The sequence below is a fragment of the Marinilabiliales bacterium genome, assembly GCA_007695015.1.
Taxonomy (GTDB): Bacteria; Bacteroidota; Bacteroidia; order Bacteroidales; family PUMT01; genus PXAP01.
In genome coordinates, this window is the sequence record REEN01000029.1 from 1 (window position 1) to 13,701 (window position 13,701).

Annotated in this window: 11 protein-coding genes; all 11 read right to left on the minus strand. The window is 51.7% G+C overall.

Annotated elements, in window-relative coordinates; translation table 11 throughout:
* A partial coding sequence (locus EA408_02085; GenBank protein TVR74522.1) for a proton-conducting membrane transporter occupies window positions 1-1,798 on the minus strand: 1,798 nt, incomplete at its 3' end.
* A 16-nt stretch (window positions 1,799-1,814) separates the two neighbouring features.
* Window positions 1,815-3,665, minus strand: a complete 1,851-nt coding sequence (locus EA408_02090) for a hypothetical protein (protein TVR74523.1) — start codon at window positions 3,663-3,665, stop codon at window positions 1,815-1,817.
* 67 nt (window positions 3,666-3,732) lie between these two features.
* Window positions 3,733-5,073: a 4Fe-4S binding protein gene (locus EA408_02095; GenBank protein ID TVR74524.1), complete on the minus strand. Its 1,341-nt coding sequence runs from the start codon at window positions 5,071-5,073 to the stop codon at window positions 3,733-3,735.
* A gap of 33 nt (window positions 5,074-5,106) precedes the next feature.
* Window positions 5,107-5,685, minus strand: coding sequence for a ferredoxin (locus tag EA408_02100; protein ID TVR74525.1), 579 nt, complete (start codon window positions 5,683-5,685; stop codon window positions 5,107-5,109).
* A gap of 12 nt (window positions 5,686-5,697) precedes the next feature.
* Window positions 5,698-5,919 carry a hypothetical protein gene (locus tag EA408_02105; protein TVR74526.1) on the minus strand — a complete coding sequence of 74 codons (222 nt, stop codon included), beginning with the start codon at window positions 5,917-5,919 and terminating at the stop codon, window positions 5,698-5,700.
* On the minus strand, window positions 5,916-6,878 hold the full coding sequence (locus tag EA408_02110) for a hypothetical protein (GenBank protein ID TVR74527.1): 963 nt from the start codon (window positions 6,876-6,878) through the stop codon (window positions 5,916-5,918). The genes EA408_02105 and EA408_02110 overlap by 4 nt, the downstream gene beginning before the upstream one ends.
* 5 nt (window positions 6,879-6,883) lie before the next feature.
* Window positions 6,884-8,320 (minus strand): hypothetical protein, encoded by a 1,437-nt coding sequence (locus tag EA408_02115; protein TVR74528.1) that lies wholly within the window; start codon window positions 8,318-8,320, stop codon window positions 6,884-6,886.
* Window positions 8,321-8,389: 69 nt separating this feature from the next.
* Entirely contained in the window at window positions 8,390-9,643 is a 1,254-nt protein-coding gene (locus EA408_02120) for an alcohol dehydrogenase (protein ID TVR74529.1), read from the minus strand.
* Window positions 9,644-9,851: 208 nt separating this feature from the next.
* Complete coding sequence (locus EA408_02125; protein TVR74530.1) at window positions 9,852-11,066, minus strand: alcohol dehydrogenase; 1,215 nt, start codon at window positions 11,064-11,066, stop codon at window positions 9,852-9,854.
* Window positions 11,067-11,085: 19 nt separating this feature from the next.
* Window positions 11,086-12,306, minus strand: coding sequence for an alcohol dehydrogenase (locus tag EA408_02130; protein TVR74531.1), 1,221 nt, complete (start codon window positions 12,304-12,306; stop codon window positions 11,086-11,088).
* A gap of 360 nt (window positions 12,307-12,666) precedes the next feature.
* Complete coding sequence (locus EA408_02135) at window positions 12,667-13,467, minus strand: hypothetical protein (protein ID TVR74532.1); 801 nt, start codon at window positions 13,465-13,467, stop codon at window positions 12,667-12,669.
* Window positions 13,468-13,701: the final 234 nt, after the last annotated feature.

Sequence of the window (13,701 nt, forward strand, 5' to 3'; positions counted from 1 at the left end):
ACAGGTAGTGTGGTACGCAGCCGCCCGACGGGCCGCCTATCTGCACCGCCTTGAATTGCTTGTCGCCTGCAATGCCGCCGCCGATATCCTCCACTATCTCCCTGATGGTAATTCCCATCGGCACCTCTATCAGCCCCCCCCGCCTTATCTTGCCGGCGAGGGCGAATACTTTGGTTCCCCTGCTTTCGGGAGTGCCTATTGATGCAAACTTTTTCCCGCCCTGGTCCAGTATGTATGGCACCATGGCAAAAGTCTCGGTGTTGTTGATCAGTGTCGGCTTGCCCCACAATCCCTTCTCGGCTGGGAACGGCGGCCTGATCCGCGGGAATCCCCTCTTGCCCTCTATCGATTCAATGAGAGCTGTCTCTTCTCCGCACACAAATGCACCGGCGCCCTCCTTGATCCTGATGCTGAAACTGAAGCCGCTGTTGAGGATATTATCTCCCAGAAGTCCTTTGGCATGGCACATCCCGATTGCCTGCCTGACCCGTTTGACGGCCAGGGGATATTCGGCCCTGATATAGAATATGCCTTCGGATGTCCCCACGGCCTTTGCCGCGATTATCATCCCCTCAATTATCCTGAAGGGGTATGATTCAAGCAACATCCTGTCCATGAACGCCCCCGGGTCGCCCTCATCGCCGTTGCATATGAGTATCTTGCCTTCTCCCGGCTGGGAAGCGGCCACTTTCCATTTTTCACCTGTAGGGAACCCCGCGCCGCCCATTCCGCGCAGTCCGCTCTCAACAATCTCATTTATCACTTCACCAGGCTCCATGTCAAGCGCCCGTTTGAGTCCCCCAAACCCGCCGCGGTCAATATAGTCGTCAAGATCCAGCGGGTCGAGCACACCCCTGTGCTCGGTGGCTATCGGTATCTGGTTGCCAAGGAAGGAGGCCACGTGATTTTCCCGCACGTCTAACGAGTAGCGTTCAATACCTTCCCAGTCCTCGTCAGTCTGTATGGTCTCGGCAATACGGGTAATCCCGTTCCTTATCCGCGTCAGCAATCCGGGAGGTGAAAAATGCGACCTCACGATCGATTTAACATCTGCCGGCGACACCCTGGCGTACAGCCTGGACTGTTCAGTGCCGCCGTTGCCTGTAACAACTTCGAGCAAAGGTACCTGGTGGCACATGCCCACGCAGCCGACCTGCTTGATGTTCACGTTTATCCGGTCGCGTGATACCGATTCTTCAACGGCATCTTTTATGTCGCTGCTGCCGCTTGCAACGCAGCAGGAACCGAGTCCGACCCTGATCTCTCCCAGTATCTCCCCGCCCGGCAGGATGATACCCCTCTTTTTCTTTTGCTTACCGTCGCGGCTCAGGAAATCCTTCAGCACGCCTGCTGACAGGTTGGCAGAAACATGCCCATAGGTTGTGTCGTCAATCTGCACAACCGGCGCCAGTGTGCAGCAGCCCAGGCATGCCACCTTTTCGAGGGTGAAGAGCCTCTTGTCGTCGGTTGACCGTCCCGGTGCCAGCTTCATCTCCCTGGCCATGGCATCGTGCACCAGCATGGCTCCTTTTACGTGGCAGGCCGTTCCCGTGCAGACTTTGACAATATGTTTGCCTGCAGGCTCAAATCTGAACTGGGTGTAAAAGCTTGCAACGCCCGTAATTTCCGCCGGTGTTATGCTGGTTGTATCGCAAACCCTTTTCAGCGCTTCCCGCGGAAGGTAGTTGTACCTGTTTTGGATAGCCTGCAGAACCGGTATTACGGCGCTCTTGTCCTTCCCCGAAAGGGAGGTTATCTCATCAACATCTTTATGTATCCTGCTCAACTGCGTATCCATCCTGTTTGCTTGTATTTCAGTTTCCTATGCAGTATAGATGATCTTCACCCCTTATGTATATCCTGCCGTCGGCAAAGGCGGGAGTTGTATACACCTCTTCGCCGAGGGAGTTCTGCGCAAGGAGGTTTGGCTCCCCGCCCGTTTCAAATATGTAGGTGTTGCCGCTGATATCGGTAACGTAGAGCCTGTTTCCGGCAACCACTGGTGATGAGTAGAAAATGTTATCGGTATCGTATTCCCACAGGGTTTCACCGGTCTGTGCATCCAGGCAGGCAACCACTGCATAGGTTGTTGCTATGAAAACGTATCCGTTGGCGTAGACCGGACTTGCCACTTCGGGCAGGTAGTAGTTGTCCTCCCACACAACATTCCCCGACGCGGGGTCGATTGCCACCATCGTTGCATATTCGTTGGCAGCAAAGACAAGTCCCCCACCATACGCAGGCGAAGGTCCGACTTCGCCTGCCATGGCGCTTACCGACCACAGCTCCCTGCCTGTTTCAATGTCGTATCCGGCTACTATGGGGTTCCCTTTGACCACGAGCTGGTAGCTGCCGTCAACATTGGCCAGGATGGGGGAGGCCCAGGATACATGGGAGTCCCTGGTAATGTCCCATATTGTCTCGCCTGTAAGCACGTTGAGGCACAGTATCCTGCCCTGGTCAAGGTCGTCATACTGCACAAACAGCTTTTCGCCACGGGAGATGAGCGATGAGGAGTGCCCGTAGTGGTTGTCGGGAACGCCCAGGTTTCTCGCCCACAGTCGGTTACCCTCCATGTCGAGTGCTATTATGTCGCCTGTGCCGAAAATGGCATATACGCCAATTCCGTCGGTGGTGGCCGACGGCGCACCCAGTCCGGTATCGGGAGTAGTTCTTGGCGGTGTGGCCGGTGACCCGGGTATATTATCGGCCGAAGCTTCCCACAGCAGGTCGCCGGTGTGCCTGTCGAAGCAGAAAACCTTTCTCTCGTCTGCATCGGCTCCGGTTATAAACAGCCTGTCGCCCCAGATCACCGGCGAGCTGAAGGCGTGGAGCGGGATGGGCACCTTCCAGAGGATGTTGCTGCCCGATTCGCCATCCCACTCCACCGGCAGGTTATCGTGGTAGACCACCCCGTTACTCCATGGCCCCCTGATAGCATTATGGTTGTTCCTGATGGCGGTCTCGCCGGGGAAGGCCGGAGCGGCGGGGCTTACCGGGGTTACTTCCGGCGCGGCGTGTTCAGCCGTAGCTTCGCCGGGTTCTTCGCCGGGTTCTGTAACCCGGTCTTCATCTTCGGTTGCAGTATCGTCAGGGAAGGGGACTGGTGCGGGCCTGGGTTCGGGATCGGTTATTGTAATTCGTTCAACCTGATCTTCGACCTCTTCGGAAATGGGTGCACCGGCCAGGTATCTTTCGACGGGGTCGGAGACGGTAAATGTCGCCACCAGCGCTATTGCCACCAGGATGCCGGTGCCGGCAAGTATCCACCTGCGTGAAAGCGCCCTGCCCGCGATATCATCGGTCTCTTCCTCATCTTCCGGTTTTTCTATCCTGGCAATAAGGGAGTAGTAGACCCTCAGGGCCACTACCATTATTATTGAGGCGAACAGAAGAAGATACCCTCCGGTGCGCACCTGCCACAGGCTTGTAAAGTATGCCTTTCTTGCCAGCAGGTCGAACTGCCTGATCTCCTGCTTGAGCTGCTCGTTGCCGGGCTCCATCCTGAGCCGCTGCACCAGCGTTTCCATTACCTCGCTTTCAAGCGGGTCGGCTGAACGCATCTGCAGGTAGTTGAGAAGCAGCAGGAGGCTTATGACAAGGCAAAATGCCCCTGCCACCGTGGCTGTCTGTTTTGCAATCTTTATTTTGTCGCTGATGTTCATTTTTTAGTTCGTTCTTTCATTACTTTTTGTTGCACTACCGGCAATTAACGGGTTGCTTCCCTCCGGCTCATTTCTGCACCGGGCAATACTTCATGCAGCGTCCGCAGCTGTAGCAGTCGCCCCTGTTTGGTTCATAGTCTGTCCGGCGCCTGACAATATATTGCGAGATCAGGAACAGACCCGCCACCAGTCCGATAAATACCCCCGTAAACCATGCTCCAGTATAAAATGATGCTTGTATTTCACCTGCTGATTCAACCAGCTCGTCAACGGAGCGGTCAGACCCGAGAAAGGTCTGTACGTCGAGATTGTCACGGTCATCCATAACCTCAGGGTTATCTATAAGGAGGTGTGCAAGATATACATCGGGATGGGCCTTTGCCAGGAAAACGTGAGATGACGACAGCGCAAATCCCCCGATCAGCATAAGCAGCGGTATAATTGCCGCATATAGCAGAAACTTCCCTGTACGCCCCTTTATGTCCTGTACCAGCTTGTCGGGGGTCGGTTTGTCAATTGCACCAAAGGGGCATGAATCGGCGCAAAGTTTACACTGTATGCACTGGTTGGGGGTGATCGAAAGGTGGCGCTTTGAGAACATGGATGTGACCTTGAGCAATGCGCCGTAGGGACATACAAACCGGCAGTAGGGCCTTGCCACGAACATACCGGTGAGCAGAAACGAGATGCCAAGGACGATAAGGTGGAATTCGGCGCCCATCCTGAATATTCCTATGAAGGGGTCGTAGCGGCAGATGATGAAATCGGTGCCGGTGGCAGCGTAAAGCACTGCAAGTGCAAGGTAGACAAACGGGAATAAGCCAAGTGATTTCTGAATCCATACCGGCACCTTCACCGGCCTGACTATCACCAGGTCCTGTATAACTCCAAGGGGGCAGGCTGAAGCACAGAACACCCTCCCGAATGAAAGGCTGAAGATCAGCGGCAGCATGAAGAAGGCAATCACGGTATAGGAAACCATGTATGCCGGATCGGACAGAGACAGAACCATGTTCTGTACCGAGCCGACCGAGCAGATACACCCTTCTCTCCAGAAGCCGAAATAGAGAAGCGCTCCGACAGAGAGCCACAGGATCCATTGCCTGGAGCGCTTTTTGATTACCAGCCATGAGGTTATAATCAGAAAACCCAGAAGCACGATCACGTCGCCATATTCGAGGGTGAGTGCCCGGGGTTCGGGCGTTGTTGCTTCGGGTAACTCATAACCCGATTCAAATTCAGGCGCCGGAAAACGTTGCTGTGAAAATGTTTCTAACGGTAATGTTGTCATCACAAGCAGCAGGAGAGGCAATATGGTGGTTGAGATCTTCAATTTATACTGATTATTATTTAGATTTTTCTGTTTTCCGGACTGATGAACTGGTTTTTTCGTGAGATTTTCAAACATTTTCAAGTTTTCAGGCCTGATTGAGAAATATTGTCAGGTTTCTCCGTCCCCGGCGGTGAAATCGCCTTTCATCAGGTAGGGGTCCGAACCCTTAACCCTTTTTATGGCATCGGAGGGGCACACCCTTGCTATGGCGCACTCATTGCAGTTAACGCATAGATGGTGCATGATCTGGAGGTGCAGCGACCCGTTGCCGAATGCGGAGCAGCCCTCTGCACATTTGGCGCATCCGATACAGAGACTCTCGTTTATCTTATACTCATAATAGGGTTCTTCGATGAATTTCCTTTCTATTGCAGCGGTCGGACAAAGCTGGTTTTCGGCTGCCGTGCTGCGGTCGGAATGGCCCGGGATCAGGTATCCGCCGCAAAGGTCGCAGTAACCGCACAGTTCATATGCATGCACACACTTGACCGCCGAGGGGTTCAGCACGCAGTGGGTTGCGCACCTCCCGCACCAGGAACACTTGAAGGGATCAATCTGCCAGACCCACTGGTCGGCGGTGGACTTCCTGAAAGCCAGTCCCCCGATCCCCCCGAGCGCGAGTACCATGCCGAACCGTGCACTGCTGCTAATGAATTCCCTCCGGCTTTTCGTCTTCTTTCTCTCCATGGTTTATGAAATTTATGAGTTGAGGTCCATTTCGGCTGACCTGGCTTCTTCTGCTTCTTCCAGGTTACACCCCCGAAGCCGGTTGCAGTCTCTGCAGGATATGTGTGGCGGACAAGCTTTTTCCGATGCCGGCCGGGCCTTTTTCAGGCTTGCTGCAGCAATCACCCCAAACGCAGCATAAAGTGCATACCTGCCTGCAGTTGTCAGAAATTCTCTTCGTTGCATTTTGCTCATATTGGTTCGAATATTCTTATCATGTTCCTGTCAAAATCCAGGGCAAGCACGTTGCCGTTATCATCGACTGCCACCGCGGGCGCCCTTGTCCCCTCCCTGAACAGTTCTGAAGGCGCTACCACCGATTCAACTTCCCCCGTACCTATTATCACCTTGATCCTGATGATTCCTTTTTCACTGGTAACGAACCTGCCGTCGGGCAGAAATGTGAAATGAACCGGATTGCAGCATCCGCTGAAACCGTCGATACCGAATGAGCTCCTCTGGATGTATGATCTCAGCCTTCCTGACGCGGTGTAGTTCTGAAGGGAATGAATTCCGGGATTGGTTATCCACAATTCGTCTTCTGAATTTACCGCGAGAGTGAAATGTGCACCTGGCACAATGAAGCCATGCACATCTGATACCCCAGAATCACCCCTGAACTCACCAGTCTGTTCAAGTTTGCGGTTAAAGATGAGCACTCGCCGCCCGGAGGCATCGGCAGCATATATATCATCGCCCAGGATTGCCAGTGATGTGATATTGCTTTCTGCCGGGAGAGGTTCCGACTTTGCAACGGTTTCTCCATCACTGTTAAGAACGGCAAGCCGATTGCCCATTCCCACTACGATCCATCCCTCTTCAGCCACCGCCAGGCATGTTGGTATGGCCGGGAGAGTTCTCCTTAATATCCGGCTCCAGTCACTTCCAATCACCTGCAGCTCATTTTGTGAGGCCAGGTAAATTTTGCCCGAGGCATATGTCATTGCGCGGGGATCTTCACTGTCAAGTTCCACTTGCCGCGCTTCCCTCCAGCGGATCAGCTCCTGGTCGACCGACCTGAACTCCTCAACATCGTAGGCAAAAGGGTTTGCCGGCCTCCTGCCCGGGAGGGTGGATCTGTGCTCGACAATTATCACCGCTATGATGGCGGCTGCCGAAATTACAACTATGGAAATGACTGCCCATTTTCGCATGATCTTTATCTTTTGAGGTCAATGCATATCATTGTATGGTCGTCTCTCAATAACATATAGCCGTCGGCTATTGCCAGCGGAGCCCAGGCATCGTGTCCGTCTTCTATCAGCCTCATGCTGTCAAGCTGCCTGAATCCCTGCAAACTCTTCTCAATTATGTAGAGTGTGCCATCATCATCCAGCAGGTAGAATTTGTCATCTGCAAGAATGAAGGGTCCCAGTCCAAATCTTGCTGTCGAACCGCTGGTCCACACGAAGGAGCTTATATCGTCCGGATCGACGCAAACGAACTGATTTCTCATTGCCCTGGCATCCTTTGGCAGCACTCCGAAGAGATGTCCGTCAGCGAATACCGGTGTCTGTTGTTCACTCGACAGGCCCTCTCCCGGCCTGTATGTTTCAATTATTTCAGGCTCAAGGGTGCCGTTTCGGTTGTGAAGCTGCAGCATCATACTGCCCGCTCCGTATCCTGCTGTAAGGAAAATCCTGCCGTCGGGAAGGCATACAGGTGAGGCGGCCAGCACCCGGTGGTTCCATTCCGGCACTTCCCAGAGCACCTCACCAGCCCGGGGTCCCTCGGCGGCAACCCCTATGGCGCCGCCTACGGCACTGTAAACATACATTTTTATCCCCTCATAAATGAACGGGATGATGGATGAATGTGACATCTCCCAACCGTGCGGATTGGGTGTTTCCCAGAGAATCTCTCCGGTAGCCGCGTCTACTCCTATCATAAGCGCGTCTCCCCCCGGGGCAATTACTGCCACACCATCGTCGAGGAGCGGACACTGTCCCGTATACCATAACGGTATTTCGGCGTTCCATTCCATTTCGAGGTCTATACCCCAGAGAAGGTCGCCCGAAAGCCTGTCCACACACATTACGTGTCCGCGCGGACCGATTGTGAGGATATATTCCTCAGATACGGCAGGGACCGTTCGCGACATGCCGTGGTTCCTGCGGATATGCACATTGTACCATCTTCTCCACAATTCCTCACCGGTTTCGAGCGAAAAAACCCTCAGCATATCGGCCCTCTGATCCTCATCATAATCGAGCAGGTAGACAAGTCCCTCATATATTGCCGGACCGGCATGACCCTCGCCCAGATCGACTGACCACAGTATATCTGTGCCACCCTGCGAAAAATTGTCGATAAGGGGCACAGGGTTGCGGTATATGTTGTCAAAGTCCTCACCCCTGAACCTCGGCCAGCTCTCTCCACCAACGGGTACGGGGGGTCTCATCTCCTCAAAGTGGGCTCCTATAACGATCATCTCTTCGACTCCGCCTTCACTTCCTGTGTACCCGTCAGCACCGGGAAGCGACGGAGCGAGAGTTGCCCAGGGGTTATAGATGATCCACCAGGCAACCGCCAGAAGTCCCCCGAAAAAAACAATTACCGGAAGATAGTTTAAATATTTATATGCTAATTCCCGCATAAATCATTTCTGTTACCCAAACGTACGTCCGGCCACTGTTATTTTGACGGACAAAGACCGTAACAGGTTTCAATTCCTTATGCTGTATGCTCTCAGCATCGGTCCGTGTCTAATATAAAGAATTCCGTCATTTATTACCGGGTGTGCCCAGTGCGGGCCTTCTCCTCCGGTTACCCGGAACTCGCTTACAACATCGAAACTCCGGCGGTTTGGTTTTACCAGTCCCACATTCCCCCTGCGTTCTTCGTAACTATATAACATGGTTCCGTCGGTAATTATTGATCCTTTTGTGTTCCATGACTCGTTGTAAAGAGTTTCACCAGTATCCCAGTCCACTGCCACCCAGTTTCCCCGGTTGTTGCTTATCCAGTTGGAGCCGTAAATAACCCCGTCAAGAAGTACAAATCCCCCGTGATGAGTGCCGTGGTCGTCATTACGCCATACGAGGGAAACATCAGTTGCATCATTGTTCAGTTCAAGCATGAAGGAGCCCTGTCTATAACCGTTGGAGAAAAAGAGACGCCCGTTGCTGAACAGGGGCGTATTGGTAACAATACTTTCTCCTATTCTCCTCCCCCAGTCGTCGAAGGTCCATTCAATATCACCGGTTTCCGGATCAACTCCTATCACATTATCTCCTGTCATGGCAATGATCTGCCTTTTTCCGTTATGGTTTATCAGAAGCGGGGACACATAGCCGTAGTGATCTCCCAGTGGCGGACTCATCCATACCGTTTCGCCGGTTTCTGCATCCAGTGCAACCATCGTGGTCTTGTCACCGCCCGGAGTGTAGATCACTTTATTATCAAATACCAGCGGTGATTCAGCCGTTCCCCACCTGCCTGTCTCCCTTTCGAACAATTCTCCCCCTTCTACATGCCATAATATATCTCCGTTAGCGATCTCAATGCAAACTATCTCTCCCTCTCCGCTGATCACCCAGGCTCTGTCATCCATAATAGTTGGGGTTGTGCGTGTTTCGGGATAAGTTGCATCCCAGGGTGAGCCGTATTCAAGTTCATAGATCTTTTCTCCGTTGAGCGTGTATGCCGAGAAAATCTCCCTGTCGCCTCCCTGGTTCATCCCTGTAATATACAGGCGGTCGCCTGCGATCACGGGGCTGGAGTATCCCCTTCCTGCATCTGATGTTTCCCATAGCATATCCGGCCCTTCAGTCGGCCAGGATTTCAGCAGTTCGCTTTCCGGATATAACCCATTCCGGTATGGGCCCCGCCAGCCATTTTGAGACTGTGCGGCCAGGGGTTCGGTGATTGTTAATGCGCCCAGGATAAGCAGGCAGATAAATGCGAAATGAAGTTTCATATATATGGGTTAAATTAGCTATTTTTCTACTTCAGCGGATTAATATACTGATATAATATATATTCTGCCACGCGTTAACAAAATTTAACGTATTGATAATGTATGGTTTACGACTTATTTGTGCAAAGCAAGATGACCTGATTGCCGGAAAACAACCCGGGTTAATTAATTTATTACAAAAGTCAGACAATATACTCTTGTGGGCGGATCATCTCCCGATATCGAATGCCATCAGGGCATTGCCGCGCCTGACATAAAGCACGCCGTTGTCGATCACCAGGTGGGCCCAGTGCTGCCCTGACCCCAGGGTTATACCGGTCTGTCCCCTGATAATAAAACCGTCAGGCCCGGGCTCAACAAGGGCCAGCTCGCCTCTGTCGGAGTAGCAGTACAGCCGTCCGTCGGCCCATATTACGGTTCCCTTGGCTATGTCGCGCGACCGGTAGATTGTCTCGCCCGTTTCCCAGTCCACTTTTTCCCAGAACCTGTTGTTCTGGCCTGATCCGTAGATAAAGCCATCTACCAGCACCGCACCGCCCATCTGGTTGTCAAGGTTATTGGTCCACTCAACGCTTACTGCGTTGGCCACTGAATTGATGTTAAGCTTAACCCCTCCCTGGCCGTAACCACTGAATGCAAAGATACTGCCTTCGTGGTATATCGGGGTGTTGGGGTGTACGTCCCATCTGTTGTCGTGACGGTGCGACCACATCAGCCTGCCGGTATCGGCATTAAGTGCCACGATATGGTCCTTCATATGTGTTATAAGCAGGCGCCTCCCGTAATGGTCGACCAGCAGCGGCGAGCAGTAGGCCGATACTTCGCCCGTGCCCTGGCTAGACCATATGATCTCACCATTATGGCGGTTGAGGGCAACAATATTGTGCTTTCTGCCACCCGGGGAACAGTATATCCTGTCGCCGTCTATAAGCAGGTTCTCCGTCAGCCCCCACCGTATGTTCCTTCCATCAAGATCATTGAAGAGGTCGAGCTGCCATATGGTCCTGCCTGTGCCGGCATCCATGCAGACCAGGACACCGTTACTGCTCACTATGTATATTTTGTCATCCACCACTGCAGGAGTGTTCCGGCTGCCCGGATAGCCTTCGCCGTGAAATTCCGGCCCGTATGCAAACCTGTTTAAAAGATCGCCGTTCATGGAAAGTTTGTACACATAACCTGTTCCATCCTCTATCCCGGTAACGTATATGTTACCGTCTGCCACCACAGGTGAAGAAAATCCTGCCCCAAGCTGTTCAAAGGCCCAGAGCATCTGCGGTCCACCGGCCGGCCATTGCTGCAACAACCCGGTCTCGTGATAGATGCCCTGCCTTTCGGGGCCTCTCCAGTTCTGAACTGTCTGTGCAGCAATACCTGCCGTGCAGGCGATCAACAAAGTGGTCAATAATGCAATTCTTCTCATATAGTCCTGATTTATTTGGTTACTCACTGATGTTATATGCCATCAGAGCATTTCCGTGCCTGACGTAAAGAATTCCGTTGTCAATCACAAGGTGGGCCCAGTGTTGTGCCGAACCCAGTTTTATACTGGTCTGGCCCCTGATGATGAATCCCTCAGGTGTGGGCTCCATGATGGCCAGTTCGCCCCTCTCGGTATAGCAGTAAAGTCGGCCGTCGGCCCAAATCACCGTTCCTTTGTCGATATCGCGTGAACGGTAAACCGTTTCGCCTGTCTCCCAGTCGACGCAGAACCAGAACCTGTTGCGGTCGCCCGATCCGTATATATACCCGTCAACAAGGACCGTGCCTCCTAACTGGTTGTCAAGATCGTCGTTGAACCACAACTCGGTCACCCCGTCTCCGGCCATGTTCAGCCTGAGCTTTACTCCCCCCATTCCATATCCGCTGAAAGCGTAGATGCTGCCTTCGTGGTAGATCGGTGTATTGGGGTGGATGTTCCTGAAGTTGGCATGAGGATGCGTCCACAGTGTTTCGCCGGTTGTAGCATCCACACCAACTATATTCCTCTGCATCATTGTTACCAGTATTCTTCGCCCGTTGTGGTTGATCAGAAGCGGCGAACAATAAGAAGACAATCCTCCGGTCCCGGGGCTTGCCCATATCACCTCACCGTTATGCCTGTTGAGAGCCACAACATTATACTTGTTGCCTCCCGGGGTGCAGAAGAGTGTATCACCCGAGATCAGGAGGTTTTCGGTAAAGCCCCATCTTATGTTGCTGCCGTCTAAATCGTTGAACAGGTCAATTTGCCAGACTGTGTTGCCGCTTGTATGATCCATGCATGCCAGCATACCGTGGCCGGTGACTATATATGCATGGTTGCCAACGATTGCCGGAGTACTGCGGCTTCCGGGGTAGCTCCGGTAGTACTCTTCGCCGTAAGGGAATTTTCTTTCAAGTGCTCCATTCATTGACAAAACATACAGGTAGCCCCTCCTCTCTTCCATTCCTGTTATGAATATCATTCCTCCTCTGATAACCGGAGAGGTAAAACCCTCACCAAGCTGTTCATACGCCCAAACCATTTCCGGCCCTGCTGCCGGCCACTCCTGAAGAAGACCTTTTTCATGGTAGATACCCATCCTTTCAGGACCGCGCCAATTCTGAACCACCTGGGCATTCAAACAGGTCGGTGAAAGCAGTAAAACTATTTTCAGGGTGAATAATAACCTCATAGGCATGATTTTAAAAAGTTAACAGTGTAAATATAATACTTGGTGCATATGTTTCAGAGTGGGTTTATCACCCTGAAGTAGTTTATTTTCAGTCTAAATATGCTGAAAAACATACAGGCTGTTTTACATCATTTAAAATCAGGGTATTTCGACGGCATATATTGCCGGGATTAGCTCCTGGTTCGTTTAAAGGCAATCTGCCGGTTAACTTTTTTTAACCATCAGCGAACACCAGGGCAGGTATTATTACCGGAATAAAAATCCCCGGCGATCCGAAGATTTACCGGGGATTGGTTGATGTTCCGGCCGGGGATGAAGATCAGGACAAATGCCTTAAGGTCAACTCCCGTGCCGGGTCATGCTCTGTTATTCCGTCTCTGCTGTTTTATAATCAATATTGATGGTGAAAATTACTGGATCTTCCGTTGCATCTACTGTTGCGGATTTTACCAATATCAGGAAATACTCGTCGCCGACTTTTGTGGCCAGAACATCGTCATATTCACTGTAGGCCTCAGTTACATTTACTTCCCTGTAATCATTCATGTCATCTGCTTGTTCAACTGCTTCTTCAAGAGCTTCAAGGGTAGTGATCTCTTCCCAGGCATCTGCAGCAAGCTGAACAAATTTATCCGCTTCATCTTTAGCTATAACCGCATAGTTCATAGATTTAACATTACTGGTCCATTTCAGCCCGAACTCTTCAAGGCCTGTTCCCGCAGCGCCTCCAACCCTCTGCCATGTTGCCTCTTCGGCATCGGTAAGATGTGTTTCGGGTATTGGTGTATATACCAGGGTTATCTCGTCTGAGTAGCTGGTCTGCATCTCAACATCTGTCGCTTCGACCTTTACAACCATAACATCGGTTATGCCGGTAATGGTAAAGCTGTAGGGAACTGAATTGGGATTCTCAAAATTGGTAAGGGTGTTCCCGATCTGGAAATTGCCGTCATCGGTCACTTGAAGGAGCTTGATCTCGGCAACGCCGGCATCAGACAGTACAGTGCCTTCCACGGTGTACTCCTCAACTCCTTCGGCCAGGACTATTTCACCTCCGGCCGAGGTTAATACGGTGGGGGGATCGAAGATCTCATCATCTTCACAGGCGGTAAACATGGCAGCCGTTATCAGTAATGCTGCCATCAGCAGTAAATTCCTCTTTTTCATAATAAACAGTTTTTAAAGGTTAAAGTATTATATTAATTATATCCGGTCAACCTCTGTTAAGAGCATTAAGTAGTTCTTCCGGCTACTGAAGAGGTAGTTATTTCAAATACAGTGCCAGAATATGACTAAATATACAGTTAATTTGTGGATTTGTTGTGGTTTTACCGGTTAATTGTCTGAAAAATTGACTAATAGCAGGTTATTGTTGATGAGCAGTAATTTGTCAGGCACCTC

Bases quoted from the DNA above. Each gene is read 5' to 3' on its own strand.
- EA408_02095 (TVR74524.1), bottom strand. From the start codon at position 5,073: ATGTTTGAAAATCTCACGAAAAAACCAGTTCATCAGTCCGGAAAACAG.
- EA408_02135 (TVR74532.1), bottom strand. From the start codon at position 13,467: ATGAAAAAGAGGAATTTACTGCTGATGGCAGCATTACTGATAACGGCT.
- EA408_02110 (TVR74527.1), bottom strand. From the start codon at position 6,878: ATGCGAAAATGGGCAGTCATTTCCATAGTTGTAATTTCGGCAGCCGCC.
- EA408_02115 (TVR74528.1), bottom strand. From the start codon at position 8,320: ATGCGGGAATTAGCATATAAATATTTAAACTATCTTCCGGTAATTGTT.
- EA408_02120 (TVR74529.1), bottom strand. From the start codon at position 9,643: ATGAAACTTCATTTCGCATTTATCTGCCTGCTTATCCTGGGCGCATTA.
- EA408_02130 (TVR74531.1), bottom strand. From the start codon at position 12,306: ATGCCTATGAGGTTATTATTCACCCTGAAAATAGTTTTACTGCTTTCA.
- EA408_02090 (TVR74523.1), bottom strand. From the start codon at position 3,665: ATGAACATCAGCGACAAAATAAAGATTGCAAAACAGACAGCCACGGTG.
- EA408_02125 (TVR74530.1), bottom strand. From the start codon at position 11,066: ATGAGAAGAATTGCATTATTGACCACTTTGTTGATCGCCTGCACGGCA.
- EA408_02100 (TVR74525.1), bottom strand. From the start codon at position 5,685: ATGGAGAGAAAGAAGACGAAAAGCCGGAGGGAATTCATTAGCAGCAGT.
- EA408_02105 (TVR74526.1), bottom strand. From the start codon at position 5,919: ATGAGCAAAATGCAACGAAGAGAATTTCTGACAACTGCAGGCAGGTAT.